Below are 19,261 nucleotides of genomic sequence, written 5' to 3' on the forward strand. Positions count from 1 at the left end.
AGTCGCGAGGTGAAGTCGTGATGGAATGCGGCGGATGTCCTCCCCCGTCCGCCGCGTGCCCCCACCGCTCGACAGCCGGCTCGCGCCGACCCATGGCGACGCGAACCTGGCCGACGCCTTCGCCATCACGCTGTCGGAGGACGCGCCCGACGACGCGATGGCGCTCGCCCGCGCGGCGCTGGCCGACCCGCCGTCCTGGTTCCGCGCGCTGCTGGCGATCCGCGACGCCGCGGTCCGGCCCTTCGGCCTGAAGACCTCGGCGGCGATGCGCCGACACCTCGACGAGATCGGCGTCGCCCACGTCGACATCTTCCGGGTGCTCGAGGCCTCGCCTCGTGAGGCGATCTTCGGCGAGCAGGACCGGCATCTGGACTTCAAGCTGTCGATCCTGATCCGCCGGGTCGACGGATCGACGCGCCGGGAGGCCGTCGTCACCACGGTCGTGCATTGCCACAACCGGCTCGGACGGTGTTACCTCGCGCTGATCCTGCCGGGGCATGTGCTGGTGGTGCGCTCGCACCTGGCGGCGGCGGCGCGGCGGTTCGGAGCGAGGGACGGCACGCGGGCCGGGGGCGACTGAGCCCCACCCGACCCTGGGGTCTCTCCCCGTCAGTCGCGCGAGCGGACAGGCCAGAATCTGCCTCCATCGGCGCAACCGGCACAACCGGCACAGGGGCAGCAGATGGACTGGCGATTCAAGGTAGGTCGGCAAGCGGTCCTGGCGCGATTGCCGTTCGGGCAGGGCCTTCGACGCGCGAAGCGCCAGCTGTTCGGCTACCAGCCCGACGAGGACAACCTGCGCAGCACCATCGAGGCCTGGACGCAGATGCGTCGGGCCCTGGAGCGCTCCGGCGGCGCGATCGAAGGCGCCACCGTGCTGGAGATCGGCACCGGCTGGTTCCCCACCATCCCCGTCCTGCAATGCCTGCAGGGCGCCCAGCGGGTCTACATGTCCGACCTCAACGTCCATCTGGACGAGGTCAGCTTCGCCGCGACGCTGGCATTCCTGCGCCAGGCCTGTCCCGACGAGGCGCGGCTGCGCGCCATCCGGACGCGCGCCGACCTGCCGCTGACCTACCTCGCCCCGTTCGACGTGAACGAGCTCGCCGACGGCTCGATCGACCTCGTGACCTCGCGCACGGTGCTCGAGCACATCCCGCCGGGCGACCTGGTCCAGCTCTTCCAGGCGCTGCGGCCCAAGCTCTCCGCCCGCGGCCGGATGGTGCATCTGGTGGACCACTCCGACCATCTGGAGCACTCGGACAAGTCGATCACCAAGATCAACTTCCTCACGTGGCCCGAGCGCAAGCATGCGTGGGTCAACCGCCTGACGCGCGAGGGCGAGAACCGCCTGCGCCACCACGAGTACCCGGCGCTCTTCGCCGAGGCCGGTTATCGGGTGACGCTGGAGGAACACATGGTCCACGAGCCGACGCGCCAGCTCGCGAAGTCGCTGCCGCTGCAGCCGCATTACGCGGCGATGACGCCGGAGCAACTGGCGACCATGGCGTCGCTGTACGTGCTCGAACCTTGATCAGCGCCGGCTCACCCGGCCGGCGCCACCCGTTCCTGCGAGCGACGGCCGGCGGTGAGCCACAGGACCAGCGCGAAGACCGCGCCGCCGACGCTGGCCAGGCCGAAGAACAGCATCATCGATTCATAACCCGCGGGATTCTGCGCGCTGGCGCCGGCGCGGTCGTTGAGCCAGCCGGCCACCAGGTTGGCCCCGGCGATGCCGGCGTTCTGCGCCACCCACATCAGCCCGATCGCCGTGCCGAAGCGCGACGGCGACACCAGCCGGCTGGCCAGCGGCCACATCACCGCCGGCACCAGCGAGAAGCTGACGCCGATCAGCGCGGTCGAGACCCACAGGCTGGTCGTGGTCAGCGCCATCAGCGCCATCGCGACCGGCAGCAGCACCGCGCCGAAGGCCAGGAAGGGCGCGTAGCGGCCGACCCGGTCGCACAGCCAGCCGAAGGCCGGCGTCGCGAAGACGGCGGCGAGGAACACGTAGCTGTTCATCGCGCCGGCGGCCGCGAGATCCAGGCCATGCGCATGCTGGAAGTACTTGATCGCGAAGGTGCTGCGGAAGGCCAGGATCACCGAGTACCAGAGCACGCACAGCGCCAGCAGGAACCAGTAGGCCTTGCCGAAGTGCAGCAGGTCGCGCCAGGCGAAGGGTTGGGCCTGCTGCTGCGCGGCGCCCTTGTCGGCGGCGGCGACGCGCCGGTCGAGCCACCAGTACAGCAGCACGCCGCCGAAGGAGGCGGCCGCCATCGCCGCCGCGATCAGCAGCGGCGGCTGCCAGCCCTGGGCGTAGGCGTGGGGGAACCAGGTCGGCGACATGTCGGACGAGAAGGAGCCGAGCCGGCCGATCGACAGCGCCAGCCCCATCGAGAACGCCACCTTGCCGCCGACGAAATACTGCGCGAGCGCCGCCAGCGTGGCGATGCCGAAGGTTTCGGCGCCGATGCCGAACAGCAGCCGGCCGGCGGCCATGCCGGCGAAGCCGGGGCTCAGCGCGGTGAGCAGCGCGCCGAGCAGGCAGACGGCGGCGGTCCACAGGGTCATGCGCGCGGCGCCGAAGCGGTCCACCAGCACGCCGCCGACGAGGATCAGCACGACGTTGGGCAGGCTGTAGATCGCGTTGAGCAGGCCGATCTGCTGGTCGCTGAAGCCGCGCTGGCTTTGCAGCGCGTCGGCGACGGGGCCGATCGAGTCGTAGACGTAGTAGTTGCCGTACAGCGACGCGGCCACCAGGGCGCACACCAGCCACGCGATGGCGCGGCTCGGGGACTTGTCGTTCATGGTCGGGTTCTTGGGCGGTCGCTCGGACCGAAGGGGCGGATTCTCGCCGCGGCGCGGTAACCAGCCGTAAAGACGCCGTCAGAACACGACATTCAGCGACGCGACCACCCATCGGTGGGGGCCGCAGCCCCCATCAAGTGCGCTATGGTCCCGCCCGTTTCTGGCAATCGCAGCCCTTGCATTCAGGAGATCGGCATGGCAATCGCGCGCTCCCTCGTTTCCTTCGGCCCTTCCCTGCCCCGGGTGGGCGGCCTTGTCGCCGCCGGCGTGGCGCTGGTCCTGCTCGCCGCCTGCGGCAAGCAGGGCGCGACGCTGGGGGATGGCAGCTCGGAGATCACCGGCTCGGCCGGTCCGGCGGGCGCGAACAAGGCCAACCGCGAACTGATGAAGTGCGAGGCGCCGGTGGCGACGCTGTCGCTGATGGAGAACCCCAACGGCTACACCATCAGCGCGCCCAACGGGCTGCCGAATTCGCCGCTGCCGCTGGTGCGGCTGCTGGCGCAGCAGAGCGGCTGCTTCCGCGTCGTCGACCGCAACTCCGGGCTGAAGGCCACGATCCGGGAGCAGGAGCTCAAGGACAGCGGCATCCTGCGCCAGCAGGGCAGCACGGTCCACAAGGGCAAGGGCTACGAGGCGCAGTACACGCTGATCCCCAGCCTGACCTTCAGCGAGCAGGATGCGGGCCGGCAGGTGGGCGGCATCCTCGGGATGATCCCGGTGCTCAACAAGTTCGTCGGCGCGGCCGAGCACATCAAGCTCAAGGAAGCGCAGGTGGCGCTGCTGCTCACCGACAACGAGACCACCGAGCAGGTCGCGGCCGCGACCGGCTCGGTCCGCGTCACCGACCTGGGCATGGGCGGCCTGGTGCTGGGCAAGCTCGGCGGGGCGGCCGGCGCGGGCTGGGCCAACAGCAACGAGGGCAAGGTCATCGCCGCCGCCTTCCTGGACGCGCACAACCAGCTCGTCGTCCAGGCCCGCATGCTGCAGGCCAAGGAGCTGCCCGATCCGGTGCCGATGAAGAAGGCGGGGGAGTCCGGCAAGAAGGTGGCGGCGGGCGCTTGAGTCGACGCCCGCGAGGGCCGCTGCGGCGAGCCGCACGCTGGCTGCCGGGAGCCGGGCGGCGGCCCTTGCCGCCGGTTTTCCCGCGCCAGATGACCTTCGGCCATTCCGCCACGGGCTCTCGTGCCCAGAATGACCTCTTCGCCCATACCGTCTCCGCGAGCCAACGGGAAATCCATGACCACGAGCCTCAACCCCTTCGATCCGGACATCGAATCCGTCGCGCGCGCATTCGCCGAGCGCGCCGCGGCCGCCCCCGACGAAGCGCTCAGCCGATGGCGTGCCGATACCGTCTCGCTCTCTCCGGTGCAGCGCGCCACCGGCGCCCGCCTGGCCGCCTCGCAGCTCAACTGGCAGGCCAAGGCCGCCCTCGGTGGCTCGTCCTCCGGCAGCGCGTTGCTGGCTGACTGGGAGAGCGACCGCCTGCGCGCCCCCTACGTCCCCCAACTCCCCCTGCTCACCACCCGACAGACTTATGCCTACTGCGCTGGCATCGTCCTGCAACGCGGCGCCCCGGGCGCGATCAACGCGCTGAAGCAGGGACGCGTGATCCTTCTCGGCCTGCGTCGCGAGACCTCCACCCTCGCCAACCGCGGCCGCGGCGTCTACGACGACCACATCGTCGTGCTCAATGGCGGCGACGGCCTGCGCACCGCGCGGGTCTTCCCCGCCTGCACGGAACCCGGCGCCCAGTACTCGCAACGCGCCGCGCCCAAGGGCACCGGCCGTGTGGACGCGCGATACAACGACGTGATCTACAAACACGCCGAAGGCTTCGACATGAACGGCGACGGCATCAAGGAAGTCGGCCGGTTGCGCGCTGGGACCTACTTCTTCGGCGAGAAGCCGAAGGGCCATCTGAAAGCCCGCGCCTTCCAGGCCACGCGCACGCAGACCGCCGAGCGCGACACCGATGGCGACGGGCGCTTCAACGCCCTCGACCCCATCCGCATCGATCCGACCACCGTCGGCACGACGATGTACATCCACCGCGGCGGCACGCAGGCGTCGGGCAACACCTGGTCCGCCGGCTGCCAGACCATTCCCAACGATGTCTATCCGCGCTTCCTGGCGTCGATGGGCCAGATGTCGTCGTTCCACTATGTCCTCGTCGATGGCTACTGATCACCGCCTGCGCAACGCCGCGCTGCTGCTCGCGACCGCCGGCTTCGCCACGCTGGCGAGCTGCGCGGGCACGGGCGACCCAGCCCTGCCCGCGACGACGACCGCCGAGCCGCCTGCCAGCACCTGCAGCTTCGGCGCCTTCGTTGCCGAGACCGATCCCGCCGGACTCAACGTCCGCAGCGCGCCGAATGCCACCGCCAAGGTCCTCGGCAAGCTGCCGCCCACCTTTGTCGAACCCTCGATGAACTACGGCGTGCGGGTCGAGGTCGACGTCGTCGGCGCGCGCAGCGGCTGGTTCCTGATTCGCAACGCCCGCGACAACGAGGCCTTGACCGACCGCCCCGCGCGTCCGATGTTCTCGGGCGAAGGCTGGGTCAGCGGCAGCAAGCTGACCGTGAAGTCACAGGCCGACGTCGGCCGCGCGCGGCCGAGCCCGAAGGCGCCCGTCGTCCTGCGCATCGGCGACAACGAGACCTTCGACAACGACGTCGTCATCGAGGCCGGACGACTCGCCGACTGCAATGGCAAGTGGGCCCAGGTGGAGTTCGCGGACCAACGCTTCGCCGCCAAGGATCGAAGCTCGCTGAAGATCGATGCCGCGGCGCGCGCCGGCTTGCCGCCGGGCCGCTTCCGGGCCTGGGTCGACCGCCTCTGCGGGACCCAGGAAACCAGCTGCGACGGTCTGGCGGGCGGGGACCCCGCGCCCTGAGGCTGCCCCCCAATGAGTCGGGGGCGCCGTCCCGCTAGGCCTCGAGCCGCAACTGACCAAACGCCGCCGACACGTGGAAGTTGGGCTTTTCGCTGCCCGTCGGATTCCACGCGCTGAACTGCCGCGTCTCCTTGTTCCCCTCGATGCGGAACAGGTTGATGCGCCACCCGTCGAGCGGCTGCGGACCGCGCGGCATCGGCACCACCAGTTCCGCCGTCCACAGGCGATGGACCGTATCGACCGCCGTGCGCGCCCGGCTCTCGCCGACCAGGCGCCGGCGCCCGGCGCCGCGCACCTCCAGGTCCATCACCAGCCCATTGGGTGACACCTCCACCTCGCGGTAGCGGTCCGACCCGGCGTCCTGCGGCGCCTGCAGGAAGACCTCCACCACGTCGCGCTGCCACAGCGGCCAGATCTCCGTCGAGGACAGCTCGCGCTCGAAGGTGGTCAGCGCGTTGTAGCGGCTGCTGAAGCGCAGGTGCAGCGCGCCGTCCGCATGCCGCAGCTGCACCCGCGTCGACTGCGTCCCGGTCAACGGCCGGCCGCGCCAGTCGTGGGCGAAGAACATCGCCGGCGCGTCCTCCCAGGCCGAGGCCAGCGCGAAGCCGTCCCGCCCGATCAGCCGCGACGGCAGGCGCGCCGCGCGTACCAGCGGGCGCTCGACCGCCGTCTCCAGCACCGCCTCGATCAGCAGGTGCTCGCGAAACGCCAGCTTCAGCGTCGGCCTCGCGGCGTCGACGCGGCCGAGGTCGACGCCATTCACGTAATCGCGCACGCGCCACGTACCCGGGCCCAAGCCGCGCAGCGTCACCGTGCCGTCGAAGCTCGGCGCATAGAACGCGTAATGCATCACCCCGTTCTTCTCGACCACATGGGTCTCCGGCTTGTCGAAGGCGATGTCGTAGAGCTCGCCGCGATACACGCCGTCCGACAGGCCCTTCGCGTTATGCGCCGCGATCCACTTGCGCCAATGCGATTCGCGCTCCGGCGTTAGGAGGAAGGAGTCCTTGGGCTTGGGATCCTCCGGCCAGGTGAACTTGGTCGACACCACCGCGCCCACGCCGACGGCCGACGCGAAGTCCATGCCACCGGTCGACAGCTCGACGTGGTCGCCCGCGTAGGCCGACCAGCGTCCCATCTGCGCCTTCAGCGCCTTGCCCTTGTGCCGCACCTGCCAGCTCGACAGCGGGTCCGACGCCGGCGCCTGGTCGATCCACGGCATGTTGTGGAAGGCGTAGCTCGTGCCGCAGGGGCAGACCTCGACCACCGCTTCCGGATTCACCGCATGCGCGGCCTCGAACATCGCGCGGTAGAAATCGGCCATCTGCTCGACGGACTCCTCCGGCTTCGCATGCCGGTGCTTCGGGTTGAAGCACGGCGCCACGCCGTTGAGATGCTGGCCGTCGACCTTCACCCCGTCGAAGCCCCAGTCCTGGATGATCTTGCGGAACATCGCCGCCGTGCGCTCGCGTGTCTCCTTCGCGCCCGGGCACAGGTAGAGGCAGTTCCACCACGTGATCATCTGCGGCGCGCCGTTCTGGTCGAGCAGCAGCAGGTCCGCGTGTTCATGCAGCTCGTCGCTGCCCGGCGCCACCGCCAGCGGCGCGATCCACAGCCGCGCCTTCATGCCGCGCGCGTGGATGTCGGCCACCAGCGCCTTCATGTCCTCCTCGCCGCGCGGGAATTTCTTGAGGTCGATGTCGAACCAGTCGCCGGTCTGACGCTGCCAGCCGTCGTCCAGCACCGCCCACTTCAGGCCGAGCTCCTGCGCCTTGGGCAGCGTCGCGCGCACGCGGTCGAGCGAGAAGTCGCGCTCGTACCCCCACGCGCACCAGACCGACTCATGCGCGCTGCGCGGCGGCTCAGGCGCGGCCAGCCCCTGCGCGTTCATCAGCCGCCGGTAGCGGTCCAGCGGGACGAAGCAGTCACCCTCATGCACGGCGATGAAGGCCAGCGGCAGCGCGAGCGTCTCGCCCGGTGCCAGCGTGCGCGGCTCATCGCCGCGCATCGCGATGTCCACCTGCTCGCCCACCGCCTTCACCGGCAGCGAGACCAGGCGCGGCAGGGTATCCAGATGGCCGATCGCCACGCCCAGGTCGCGCCGCCACACGTCCACCAGCGGCGTGCCGCCGCCGTAGTCGGACGAATCCATGCCGAGGAAGTTGCGCTGCTGGAAGCCACGCTTGACCGGCTGCATCCAGTCGCGCCGGTCGGTGTGCGTCGCACCCGAGTAGGTCCACCACCCGCCCGCATGCCGGGGCGCGGCCAGCAGCCGGTGCGCGGCCACCGTCCAGCCCTGCACCGTCAGCGGCCTGTCCGAGCGGTTGACGAAAGCGACCGCCATCAGCGCGACGCCGGGGTGCTCGTCCAGCAGCGTCACGGTGACTGTCTTCTCCACCGGCGCTCCCTCGGCGCGACCGGTCAGCACGAGCCGCTGGCCCGCGCCGAACGGCGTCGCGCCGCTGCTCGGAACGGCGCTCGCGAGCGCGAAGCGGTCGAGCGTCCTCGTCTTCACGGCAGCGGCGCCCGCATCGCCCGCCGGCGTGACACCAGCCACCGGCGCCGGTCCGCCCAGCGCAGCTGGATCTCCGGCAACACTTTGGCCATCGACGATCACGATCGACTCGCCCGCATCGAAGCCGGTGAGCGCCAGCGGCCGCGGGCCGCCCAGGCGCACGAGACGGCTGCGCATCCGGTCGTCGAAGTGCAGCGACAGCCGCTCATCCTGCAGACGCACGTGTCCGCGTCCGAGGTCCGCGGCGCGGGCCGACGCGGCGGCGCCCGCCGTCGCGGCGAACGCCACACGCGGTGCGACGGTGGCCACGGGCGCGGCGCCCAGCCATTGGAGGAAGGCGCGGCGGCCGGTCATCGGGCGGCCTTCCACGCGGTCGGGAAGCTGCGCGCCGCATTGAGGTGGTACAGCTTGTCCACGACGGCCTTGGGCAGGCCCAGGCCCTGCACCGGTTGCTCGAGATCCGACACCTTGAACGTCTCCTCCGTGTTGAAGTAGCGCCAGTGCATGCGCCACACCGGCTCGACTTCCTTCAGCAGCTCGGCGCCCGATTGTTGCGGCGGCTGCGAGACGTCGGTGCCGTACATCAGGCGGTCCTGGTACTGGACCATGAAACGGCGCACCTTCTCCCGGTCGCGCTGGCTCTGGTACTGCAGCTGGCCGATGCGCGCGGCCAGGTCCACCTTCGCCAGCGGGAAGTGGTCCAGGAAGGCCGCCAGCTCGTCGACGTTGCGCTCCAGCGAGGCCATGTGCATGCCGACGAACTTCAGCTTCGGATGCGCCGCCACCATGCGGTCGCGCGCGGCCATCTGGTCCTCCCAGCTGGGCATCTCCGGATGCAGCGCCATGTGGTACTGCGGGTGATGCGCGAAGTAGTCGCGATCGTTGAGGACCGTCATCTGGTCCAGCGGCAACCAGCAGTTGTGAGGCTCGCCCTGGTGGCCGAGCATGGGGATGCCGCGCGCCTCGAACCAGCTGAACAGCGGCTGGAAGCGGGCGTCGTCGATCATCACCAGCTGGCCCTTCGGATCGCGCAGGCTCATGCCGATGTTCTTCCACACCTTCACGCCGACCGCGCCGGCGCGCAGGCCGGCATCGATGCGCTGCTTCGTCGCATCGAGCCAGCCCGGCCGGTCGGACGTGTCCGACGAGAAGCTCACCGCCCAGGCCACCGCCGCCGGCCGCGCCTGGCGCAGCGCGACCGCCACCCGCTGCTGCTCGTCCAGCGGCGGGAAGTCGGGGTAGTCGACGTTGATCGTCAGCACCTGGAAGCCGAGCCGCCGCGCGGCATCGACGAACGCCGGATCGGCGTTGTGCAGGTGGACGTGCGCGTCGATCTTGGGCACCTTGGCGAAGTCCGCCATCGTGTAGCGGTCCTCGCCCGCAGCGGCCGCCGCCCGGGCACCAGGGATGGCGCCCATCGAGGCGCCCATCGCCGCCGCCATCAGGCTGGCGGCCAGCCAGGCCGGCGGCGCGGCGCGGGAGGGAGTTCTCGTCGTGTCGGTCATCGTGGGAAATGCAGGTTCAGACGATCAATCGCAGCTGTAGCGATAGGCGTCGTTGAGGTCCAGCGGCAGCACCAGCGTGCGGATCTTCGCGGCCCGCATCTTGGTGCAGAGCTTGTCGCGCGCGCCGTTCGTGTTCTTGCGGTACTTGGACGCGTACTCGGCGTTGAACACGGGCTTGTTCTTGCTGGTGAAGACCGTGTAGCCGCCGCACTCGTCGTACTGGTTGCACTGCTCGTTGACCGCCATGTCGAAGTAGGGCTCGAGCTGCGTCAGCTGGTCGACATCGTTCTTCAGCGCGATCGCCAGGCCGCGGCCATGTGCCGCGTTGGCGAGGTACTTGTTGTAGTCGAGCTGCGTGGCCGCCGTCAGCGGGAAGCCGGTGCCGTTGGTGTAGCCGTCCACGTTGTCCGGCTCGACGCCGTCGCAGCCCTTGGACACGGCCAGGTCCAGCCGGCTCAGCATCACCGCACGCACGTTGGCCGAGCGCGTGTCCAGCCACTTCTCGCCTTCCCAGCCGTCCAGCGCGTTGCCCATGTCGGCGGCGTTGAAGCGGTTGAAGTCGGCGCGCCAGTTCTCCGAGCTGCCCGCCGAGAAGTAGCACAGCACCTTGCGGCCCTGCGCCTTCAGCTGCGCGATCGTCTGCGCGGAGGTGTCGAACAGGTCGATGTCGTACACGGCCACGTTGTAGCCGGTGTTGAGCGTGCCGCTCAGCTGCCACTGCCAGGTCGTCGCGACGCCGGGCTTCCACCACGACTGCGCCTGGGCACCAGTGGTGGTGGCGAGCGCGGCGGCGGCGACGACGAGGCCGGTGGCCATCGAACGGATCAGCGATCGTTTCATGAGTTCTCCTGTGGGTCGGGCCGTGTGCCGGCCCGGGTGTTGTGGAACCCCCAACGTCCTCTCCGGGAAGCCGGCGTCAGAACTTGATGCTCGCGCCGATCGTGAACGCCCGGCCCCAGCGGTTGTAGCCCTGCGGCAGCGTGATCGAGCCGTTGCCCAGCGTGTACTCCTGCTTGGCGTCGCTCAGGTTGCGGCCCTCGATCGAGAGCTTCAGCCACTTGTTGAACTCGTAGGACGCCTGCGCGGTCACCCAGGTGATCGCCTTGGCGCGCTCGTTGAAGCCGGGACCGATCACGTTGATCGCCGAGACGAAGTCGTCGGTGTGGTCGGCCGTCGCGCTCAGGCTCCACGGGCCCTTCTCGTACAGCAGGCTCAGCGAGGAGGTCGCCGGCGCGATGCCCTCCAGCGGCCGCTTCTCGCCGCCGACCCAGCTGTCCGAGCGGTTGCGCGTGTACTGCGCCCGCACGCCCAGGCCGTTGTCCCACAGGTGCTGGAAGCCGATCTCCATGCCGCGCACCTTGGCCTTGTCGCCGTTGATCGGCTTCATCACATTGAAGAGATGGCCCGGCACGCCGATGTCCACGCCGGTCTGCCAGCTGGTGGTGATCTGGTTCTTGATGTCCTTCTGGAACACCGCGAAGGTCAGCGCCGAGTTGCGGGCGTAGTACCACTCCAGCGAGGCGTCGTACTGCTTGGCGCTGTAGGGCTTGAGGTCGGCGTTGCCGCCGAAGACCTGGGTGAAGTCGCCCCAGGCCACGCTGGCCGTGGTGCTGGTGGGCGCGAGCTGCTCGACCGAGGGCCGCGCCATCGTCTTGGCCGCGCCCAGGCGCAGCTGCAGCTGGTCGGTGAAGTGCCAGACGAAGTTGGCCGACGGCAGGCCGAAGGTGTACGAGGCGTCCTGCCCGATCTGCGTCGGCGCGGCATAGACCGCGGTGTAGTTGAAGGGGCTGTTCTCGGTCAGGCTCTCGATCTTGGCGTCCCAGGCCCTGGCCGAGGTCTTGGTCTTGACCAGGCGCACGCCGATGTCCGCGTTCCAGCGCTCGCCGGAAAGGTCGGCCTCGATGAAGAAGGAAGTGGTCTTCTCGCGCACGCGGTAGCTCTGCAGCGGGTTCCACACCGGCGCGGCCAGGCTGAAGTCGTAGCTGCCGCCGTCGGGGCGCGGCTTGCCGTTGTAGGCCTGCAGCGCCGCGAGGTAGTTGGGCACGTCGAAGCCCAGGAAGCTGCGCGGGAAGCTGCCGCTGACGCCGTTCATGAAGTTGGGCGGGCTCAGGTGCTGGTCCAGCACGTTGCCGCCGAGCTGGCCGACGTTGATCGCGTTGGCGCCGGAGTAGTAGTTCTCGCCGCCGTTGATCGCGTTGTCGACCAGGTCGCGGTGCTTGTCGCGCCGGGTGCTCTGCACGCCGAACTGGATCTGGTCGACGTTGAAGCGGTCCACCGACCACGCGCCGTTCAGCGTCAGGCCGCGGATCTTGTCGTCGATGTTGTCGCCGCTCAGGCCCAGGTAGTGGGTGTTGAAGTCGCTGGCGCCGAACTGGCCGCCGGCCAGGCCGTTGATCAGGTCGCGGCCGTCGGCGAAGGTCGTGCTGATGCTGGGCACCTGCGAGCCGGTCAGCTGCACCGTCGTCACATTGGGCTGGTTCATGCGCAGCACCGTGTAGGTGTCCTGCCCGCCCGAATGGCGCTTGGAGGTCGACTGGTACAGATCGCCGCTGAACTTCAGCGTCTCGGTCGCCTTCCACTCGGCGTTGACGCCGTACAGGGCGCTGTCGACGACGCGATGGGTGGTCAGGTTCAGCAGCTCCGGATTGAGCCGCTGCTCCGGGTCCGGGTTGTCCATCGTGAAGCCGGTGACGACGCCATTGCGGATCTGCATGTTGGACCAGCGACCCGGCGCGAACAGCGTGTAGAAGGACTGCTGGTAGCCGACCTGCGGCGAGTCCAGCCGCGTCCTGATGCCGTCGACGGTGACCTTCAACTGCTCGCTGGGCCGCCACTCGACCTTGCCCGACAGCGCGGTGCGCTTCTTCTGCTCCTGGATGGTGCCGACGCGGAACTGGCCGGGGCCGATCAGGCCTTCCTCGTCGGGGTCGAGCACGCCGTTGCCGTTCGGATCGATGTTGCCGCCCCAGGCATTGCCGGTCCAGTTGGCGGCCGGGTCGGCGATCGGGTTGCGGGTCCAGCCGCCGTCGTTGCCGGCGGTGTCGGTGCGGACCTTGCGGTCGGCGTAGACCAGGCCGACCAGCACGCCCAGCTCCTTGCCGAAGGTGTTGCTGTAGGTGGCCGAGAGCTTGCCGCCGTTGAGCCTGGACATCAGGTTGCGGTCGCCCTCGACGCGCAGCAGGGCGTGCTGGCCGGGCTGGTCGAAGGGGCTGGCGGAGCGGAGGTTGACCAGGCCGCCGATCGCGCCTTCCATCACCGAGGCCTGCGCCGACTTCACCACGTCGGCGCCGCTGATGATGTCCGACGGCAGCACGTCGAAGGCGAAATCGCGGCCCTCGCCGTCGGTGGCCAGGATGCGGTTGTTGAAGGTCGTCAGCGTGTATTCCGGCCCCAGGCCGCGCACGCTGACCTTCTGCCCCTCGCCGCCGGCGGTGCGCGAGATCGACACGCCGGTGATATGGCTCAGCGAGTCGGCCACGTTGTCGTCCGGGAAGCGGCCCAGCTCGGTCGCGCTGATGCTGTCCTGCACGCCCGAGGCACTGCGCTTGAGGTTGAGCGAGCGCTGCAGGCTGGCGCGGGTGCCGGTGACCTCGACGCGCTCGAGCGTCTGGTCGGCGTCCCTGGCCTTGGCGTCGGCCTTGGCTTCCGACGCCGCCGGCGCCGGTGGCTGCACCTGCGCCTGGGCCGCGCCCATGGCGGCCAGCGCGGCGATCGCCGCGGCGGCGGCAACGGGCCGCGGCGCGAATCGGGCGATCAGGAGGGAGGTCTGGGGAGCTCGCATCTCAGGGTTCCTTGTGTTGGCTGGCGGCTTGCGGCAAGTCTACGCAGTCTTTCGAATGATTTCGCATATCGTTTTTACCGACGTTTTTTCTTTCGCTTATCACTCTGACGAAAGAATTTAGCCAGCATAGTCGCACCACGCCGCCCCGCTGCGACCTCTATATCCACGGGTTTTCCCTCGAAATCGCGCCTTTCAGGCCGCGCCGGCCTTTCTTCCGTTGTGTTTTCAATTTCGCTGCACTATTCTTTCGTTCGAAAGCCCAATCCTTCGAACGAGACGAAAGCGATTCATGCAACGACCCTGGCTGACCTACGCGCTGATCACCACCCTGTTCTGGGGCGCCTGGGGCGCGCTGACCGGGCTGTCCTCGGCGCGCGGCTTTCCGGACACGCTGGTCTACGTCGTGTGGGCGCTGACCATGGTCCCGCCGGCGCTGATCGTGCTGGCGCGCGCCGGCTGGCGGCTGCAGCGCGACCGGCGCGCGGTGGTGCAGGGTCTCACGGTGGGCTTGCTCGGCGCTGGCGGCCAGATGCTGCTGTTCCGCGCGGTGGAAAGCGGCCCGGCCTACCTGATCTTCCCGATCGTGTCGCTGTCGCCGGCGGTGACGATCGCGCTGTCCTTCGGGCTGCTGCGCGAGCGCACCGGCAAGCTCGGCGTGGCCGGCATCGTGCTGGCGCTGTGCGCGCTGCCGCTGTTCGACTTCCAGCCCGGCCAGCAGGGCCAGCCGCTGGGCGCCTGGTTCGCGCTGGCGCTGGTGGTGATGGCGGCCTGGGGCCTGCAGGCCTATTTCCTGAAGACCGCCAACAACGCCGCCAGCGCCGAGAGCGTCTTCTTCTACATGACCGTCAGCGCGCTGCTGTGCATCCCGGCCGCGCTGTGGATGACCGACTTCTCGCGTCCCATCCCCTGGGGCTGGGACGGCCCCGGCCTGGCGGCCGCCATCCAGGTGCTGAACGCGATCGGCGCGCTGACGCTGGTCTACGCCTTCCGCCACGGCCAGGCGCTGGTGGTCTCGCCGCTGGTCAACGCCGGCGCGCCGCTGCTGACGGCGCTGGCCTCGATGGCGATGAGCGGCAGCGCGCCCGGCGGCACCAAGCTCGCCGGCGTGGCGCTGGCGCTGCTCGCCGCGCTGCTGCTGGCGCTCCAACCCGAAGGCGAGGCCAAGGCCTGACCACCGGGTCCCGGCCCCGCCACGCCCCAGCCACACCACGTCCCCACGCATTGCCCCCGGGACAGGAAGGACCTCCCTTGAAGCTCATGCTCGATCTCGTGCGGCGCCACCGGCAGTCGGCGTCCGCCAGCGCGATCTCCGCCACCCTCCCCGCCGCGATCTCCGCCGCCACCGACGGCCCCGCCGTCGGCATCCCGTCGATGTGCTCGGCGCATCCGGTCGTGCTGGCGGCGACGCTGCGCGAGTGCGCCGCGCTGGGCCGGCCGGCGCTGATCGAGGCGACCTCCAACCAGGTCAACCAGGACGGCGGCTACACCGGCATGACGCCGATCGACTTCCGCCGCTTCGTCGAATCGCTGGCCCGCATCGAGGGCCTGGCGCCGGAGCTGCTCGTGCTGGGCGGCGACCACCTCGGGCCCAATGCCTGGCGCCGCTTGCCCGCGGCGCAGGCGATGGCCAAGGCCGAGGTGATGGTGGCGCAGTACGTCGCGGCGGGCTTCCGCAAGATCCACCTGGACTGCTCGATGTCCTGCGCCGACGACCCGGTGCCGCTGCCCGAGCCCGAGATCGCGGCCCGCGCGGTGCGGCTGTGCCTGGCGGCCGAGCAGGCCTGGCGCGAGGCGCCCGACCGCGGCGAGCCGCCGGTCTACGTCATCGGCACCGAGGTGCCGGTGCCGGGCGGCGCGCACGAGGACCTGGACGAACTGGCGGTGACCTCGCCCGAGGCGGCCGGCGCGACGCTGGCGCTGCACCGCGAGGCCTTCACCGCGGCCGGCCTGGACGCGGCCTGGGCGCGGGTGATCGCGATGGTGGTGCAGCCGGGGGTCGAGTTCGACCACCACAAGGTCATCGACTACCGGCCGGAGAAGGCCCGCGCGCTGAGCGCCTTCATCGAATCGCAGCCGGGCCTGGTCTTCGAGGCGCACTCGACCGACTACCAGACGCCGCAGCGGCTGGCGCAACTGGCGCGCGACCACTTCGCGATCCTCAAGGTCGGGCCCGGCGCCACCTTCGCGCTGCGCGAGACGCTGTGGGCGCTGGCCGCCGTGGAGCACGAGTGGCTGGGCCGCGGCGGTCGCGACGCCAATGAGGACGGCCTCATCGGCACGGTGCTCGGCGTGATGCGCGCCGAGCCCGAGCACTGGCGCCCGTACTACCAGGACCCCGCGCGCCTGCAGGTGGACCTGGCCTACAGCCTGAGCGACCGCATCCGCTACTACTGGGCGCATCCCAAGGTCCAGGCCGCCTGCGCGGCGCTGCTGGACCGGCTGGAGCACTCCCCGCCGCCGCTGACGCTGCTGAGCCAGTTCCTGCCACGCCAGTACGACGCGATCCGCGACGGCCGCCTGCGCAACCGTCCGGCGGAGCTGCTGCGCGATGGCGCGGCGCAGTCGCTGCGTCCCTACCTCGCCGCCTGCGCCGCCTGAGCGACGGGCGCCCTCCTCCAGAACCCGACCTGCCACGATGAGCCTGCTCCACTTCGCCCCCGCCGACCTCGATCGCCGCGGCGCGGCCCACACCGCCCGAGAGATCGCCCAGCAACCCGAGGTGTGGCGCGCCGTGCATGCGCTGGTGGCGTCCCGGCGCGAGGCGCTCGACGCCTTCCTGCAGCCGCTGCTGGCGCGGCCCGACCTGCGCATCGTGCTCACCGGCGCCGGCAGCTCGGCCTTCATCGGGCAATGCCTGGCCCCGGCGCTGCTGCAGCAGCTGGGCGCGCGGCCCGGCATCCGCGTCGAGGCGATCGCCACCACCGACATCGTCTCGAGCCCCGCCCAATGCCTGCAGCCCGGCGTGCCGACGCTGCTGGTGTCGTTCGCGCGCTCGGGCAACAGCCCCGAGAGCCTGGCCGCGGTCGACCTGGCCGATGCCGCGGTCCAGGACTGCCACCACCTGGCCGTCACCTGCGCGGCCGAGGGCACGCTGGCGCGGCGGCTCGGCGCGCACCCGCGCGCCCAGGTGCTGCTGCTGCCGGACGAGACCCACGACCGCGCCTTCGCGATGACGTCCAGCTTCACCGGCATGCTGCTCGCCGCCGCCTGGGCCTTCGGGCTGCCGCTGCCCACGCCGCAGGCGCTGGGCGACGCGGCCACGCGGCTGCTGGCCAGCGAGGCGGATCGCCTGGTGGCGCTCAGCGAGCAGCCCTTCGAGCGCGTCGTCGTGCTGGGCAGCAACGGCCTCAAGGGCCTGGCCCACGAGGCGGCGCTGAAGATCCTGGAGCTGACCGACGGCCAGCTGGTGGCGCTGGCGGATTCGCCGCTGGGCTTCCGGCATGGGCCCAAGACGGTGCTGAACGAGCGCACGCTGGTGCTGATCCTGATGTCCAACGACAGCTACACCTGCCGCTACGACCAGGACCTGCTGCGCGAGCTGCGCCGCCAGGGCCGCGGCCGCGTCGTCGCGCTGAGCACCGCGGCGCTCAACGGCACCGACGCGCTGTCCGAGGACGACGTGCTGCTGGACCTGCCGGCCAACGTGCCCGACCTGGCGCTGGCGCCGGTGGCGCTGGTCTTCGGGCAGTGCCTGGCGCTGCTGGCCTCGCTCAAGCTGGGCATCACGCCGGACAATCCGAGCGCGTCCGGCACCGTGACCCGCGTGGTCAGCGGCGTCACCATCCACCCGCATCCGCAGGGCTGACTCCCGATGAGCGCGATGACATCGACGATCGCCGACGACCACCAGCGCGCGGCTGACCGCGACGCGGTCTACCTCGGCATCGACGGCGGCGGCACGAAGACCAGCTTCCTGCTGCTGGCCGGCGACGGCCGTCTGCTGGCGCGGCATGTGTCGACGACCAGCTACTACCTGGAGATCGGTTTCGACGCGCTGCACGCGCTGCTGCACGAGGGCATCGCCCAGACGCTGCGGCAGGCGGGACTGAGCCACGCATCGGTGCGCTCGGCCTTCGCCGGGCTGCCGGCGCATGGCGAGGACAGCGCGCTGCTGCCGGCCTTCGACGCGCTGCTCGCGGACCTGCCGCTCGCGCGGGTCGGCAACGACATGGTGTGCAGCTGGGCGGGCTCGCTCGGCGGGCGCGACGGCATCAGCCTGGTCGCGGGCACCGGCTCCATCGCCTATGGCGAGTGGCGGGGCCGCGGCGCGCGCAGCGGCGGCTGGGGCGAGGTCTTCGGCGACGAGGGCTCGGCCTACTGGCTGGCGCGCGAGGGCCTGGCGCTGTTCTCGCGCATGGCAGACGGGCGCGCGGAGCCGGGGCCCTTGCTCGCGCTGGTGCGGCGGCATTTCGGACTGGCGCACGACCTCGATGTCTGCGCGGCGGTCAACGGCGCCGCGGCGCGCAGCCGGCTCGCGCAGCTGGCGCGGCTGGTCTCGGCCGCGGCGGCCGAGGGCGATGCACAGGCCGCGACCCTGCTGGCACGCGCGGGGGAGGAGCTGGCACTGCTCGCGGCCGGCGTGGCGCGGCAGCTGGATCTCCCGGCTGATGCAGCGGTCGAGGTGTCGTACACCGGCGGGGTCTTCGAGGCCGGCGATGCGGTCACCGGCGCGTTGCGCGCGGCAATGGCCAAGTCGCTGCCGAATGCGGCGCTCGTGGCACCGAAGTTCGGACCGGAGCTGGGCGCGGCGATGTATGCGGCGCGGTTGGCCGGGGCGCGGCTGGAGCCGGACACGCACGCCGTTGCCGCGCTGGCGCGCTGAGCGAGCGCCATCCGGCCGCCGCTTCGGCGCCTTCTCGCCGACTTCCGAACGCAGCGACCTCGATATCATTCGAAAGTTCACGTCTTCCGGATCCTCATGTCCACCACCCGCGCCCCGAGTTCCACGTCCGCCGACAAGCGCGACGCCTCGCTGCTGATCGACGAGCGGCGCCAGCTGATCCGCGACCAGGTGCAGGCGCAGGGGCGGGTCACGGTGGAGGAACTGGCCGAGCGTTTCGGCATCTCGGTGGTCACCATCCGCAGCGACCTCAACGCGCTTGCCGCCGGCGGCGCGCTGCTGCGGACGCACGGCGGCGCGCTGGCGCATCGCGACACCGAGGAGGTGCCCATCAGCGTCAAGCAGAAGCTGCATCACGAGCAGAAGGTGCGCATCGCCATCGAGGCGGCGAAGCTGATCCGCGACGGCGAGACGGTGATGCTGGACTCGGGCTCGACCACCGAGGAGATCGCCAAGCAGATCCGCGGCCTGCGGCTGCAGTCGCTGAACGTGATCACCAATGCGCTGAACATCGCGATGCTGCTGGCGACGGTGCCCGGCGTGAACGTGATCATGCCGGGCGGGCTGCTGCGGCCGAACTCCTATTCGCTGTCGGGCCCGCAGGCGGTGACCGCGCTGCAGAGCCTCTACGCGGATCGCCTCTTCCTCGGCGTGGACAGCCTCGATCCGGAGATCGGCGTCATGACGCCGCACCTGCTGGAGGCGCAGCTGAACGCGCAGATGATGAAGATCGCGCGCCAGGTGGTCGCGGTCGCGGATGCGTCCAAGCTGATGAAGCGCAACCTGTCGGTGATCGCGCCCGTCGAGCAGCTCGACCTGCTGATCACCGACAAGGACGCCGACGAGGCCATCGTCGGCGAGCTGCGGCGCCGCGGCGTCGAGGTCGTGCTGGCTTGAACGGCTCGGCCGCGCGGCCCGC

Annotated in this window: 15 protein-coding genes; 10 read left to right on the forward strand and 5 right to left on the reverse strand. The window is 70.5% G+C overall.

The window, feature by feature from the left end; all coding sequences use genetic code 11:
- Positions 1 to 34 precede the first annotated feature (34 nt).
- Positions 35 to 580 (forward strand): DUF2867 domain-containing protein, encoded by a 546-nt coding sequence (locus FHT38_RS17625; protein WP_183492722.1) that lies wholly within the window; start codon positions 35 to 37, stop codon positions 578 to 580.
- A gap of 102 nt (positions 581 to 682) precedes the next feature.
- A complete protein-coding gene (locus tag FHT38_RS17630) occupies positions 683 to 1,534 on the forward strand; it encodes a class I SAM-dependent methyltransferase (RefSeq protein ID WP_183492723.1) in 852 nt (283 codons plus the stop codon).
- An 11-nt stretch (positions 1,535 to 1,545) separates the two neighbouring features.
- Here the strand turns inward: FHT38_RS17630 and FHT38_RS17635 are convergent, their stop codons facing one another.
- The gene (locus FHT38_RS17635; protein ID WP_183492724.1) at positions 1,546 to 2,808 is read right to left on the reverse strand and encodes an MFS transporter; all 1,263 of its coding nucleotides are present in this window, start codon (positions 2,806 to 2,808) and stop codon (positions 1,546 to 1,548) included.
- A 195-nt stretch (positions 2,809 to 3,003) separates the two neighbouring features.
- Between FHT38_RS17635 and FHT38_RS17640 the strand changes: the two genes are divergently transcribed.
- The 3 genes from FHT38_RS17640 (at position 3,004) to FHT38_RS17650 (ending at position 5,701) form a co-directional block, all read left to right on the forward strand.
- Entirely contained in the window at positions 3,004 to 3,870 is an 867-nt protein-coding gene (locus tag FHT38_RS17640; protein WP_091726501.1) for a CsgG/HfaB family protein, read from the forward strand.
- Between the two features lie 174 nt (positions 3,871 to 4,044).
- The gene (locus FHT38_RS17645; RefSeq protein WP_183492725.1) at positions 4,045 to 4,992 is read left to right on the forward strand and encodes a hypothetical protein; all 948 of its coding nucleotides are present in this window, start codon (positions 4,045 to 4,047) and stop codon (positions 4,990 to 4,992) included.
- Positions 4,982 to 5,701: an SH3 domain-containing protein gene (locus tag FHT38_RS17650; protein ID WP_183492726.1), complete on the forward strand. Its 720-nt coding sequence runs from the start codon at positions 4,982 to 4,984 to the stop codon at positions 5,699 to 5,701. The genes FHT38_RS17645 and FHT38_RS17650 overlap by 11 nt, the downstream gene beginning before the upstream one ends.
- 34 nt (positions 5,702 to 5,735) lie before the next feature.
- On the opposite strand, the gene FHT38_RS17655 is transcribed toward FHT38_RS17650, so the two are convergent.
- The 4 genes from FHT38_RS17655 to FHT38_RS17670 all read right to left on the reverse strand — a co-directional run bounded on the left by FHT38_RS17655 (position 5,736) and on the right by FHT38_RS17670 (position 13,502).
- Entirely contained in the window at positions 5,736 to 8,570 is a 2,835-nt protein-coding gene (locus tag FHT38_RS17655) for an alpha-galactosidase (protein ID WP_183492727.1), read from the reverse strand.
- Positions 8,567 to 9,721, reverse strand: a complete 1,155-nt coding sequence (locus FHT38_RS17660) for an amidohydrolase family protein (protein WP_183492728.1) — start codon at positions 9,719 to 9,721, stop codon at positions 8,567 to 8,569. Before FHT38_RS17660 ends, FHT38_RS17655 begins: the two co-directional genes overlap by 4 nt.
- A gap of 24 nt (positions 9,722 to 9,745) precedes the next feature.
- Positions 9,746 to 10,561 (reverse strand): endo alpha-1,4 polygalactosaminidase, encoded by an 816-nt coding sequence (locus FHT38_RS17665; RefSeq protein WP_255488844.1) that lies wholly within the window; start codon positions 10,559 to 10,561, stop codon positions 9,746 to 9,748.
- Between the two features lie 76 nt (positions 10,562 to 10,637).
- Positions 10,638 to 13,502 carry a TonB-dependent receptor gene (locus tag FHT38_RS17670; protein ID WP_221213852.1) on the reverse strand — a complete coding sequence of 955 codons (2,865 nt, stop codon included), beginning with the start codon at positions 13,500 to 13,502 and terminating at the stop codon, positions 10,638 to 10,640.
- A gap of 289 nt (positions 13,503 to 13,791) precedes the next feature.
- On the opposite strand from FHT38_RS17670, the gene FHT38_RS17675 reads away from it, so the two are divergent.
- From FHT38_RS17675 to FHT38_RS17695, 5 genes are all read left to right on the forward strand, one after another.
- Positions 13,792 to 14,673: a DMT family transporter gene (locus tag FHT38_RS17675; protein WP_091726514.1), complete on the forward strand. Its 882-nt coding sequence runs from the start codon at positions 13,792 to 13,794 to the stop codon at positions 14,671 to 14,673.
- 86 nt (positions 14,674 to 14,759) lie between these two features.
- Positions 14,760 to 16,100, forward strand: a complete 1,341-nt coding sequence (locus FHT38_RS17680; RefSeq protein WP_183482999.1) for a D-tagatose-bisphosphate aldolase, class II, non-catalytic subunit — start codon at positions 14,760 to 14,762, stop codon at positions 16,098 to 16,100.
- A gap of 37 nt (positions 16,101 to 16,137) precedes the next feature.
- Complete coding sequence (locus tag FHT38_RS17685; protein WP_183492729.1) at positions 16,138 to 17,307, forward strand: SIS domain-containing protein; 1,170 nt, start codon at positions 16,138 to 16,140, stop codon at positions 17,305 to 17,307.
- A 15-nt stretch (positions 17,308 to 17,322) separates the two neighbouring features.
- Positions 17,323 to 18,324: a BadF/BadG/BcrA/BcrD ATPase family protein gene (locus FHT38_RS17690; protein ID WP_183492730.1), complete on the forward strand. Its 1,002-nt coding sequence runs from the start codon at positions 17,323 to 17,325 to the stop codon at positions 18,322 to 18,324.
- Between the two features lie 96 nt (positions 18,325 to 18,420).
- Positions 18,421 to 19,239 carry a DeoR/GlpR family DNA-binding transcription regulator gene (locus tag FHT38_RS17695; protein WP_183492731.1) on the forward strand — a complete coding sequence of 273 codons (819 nt, stop codon included), beginning with the start codon at positions 18,421 to 18,423 and terminating at the stop codon, positions 19,237 to 19,239.
- Positions 19,240 to 19,261: the final 22 nt, after the last annotated feature.

The organism is Mitsuaria sp. BK041 (assembly GCF_014193085.1).
Taxonomy (GTDB): domain Bacteria; phylum Pseudomonadota; class Gammaproteobacteria; order Burkholderiales; family Burkholderiaceae_C; genus Roseateles.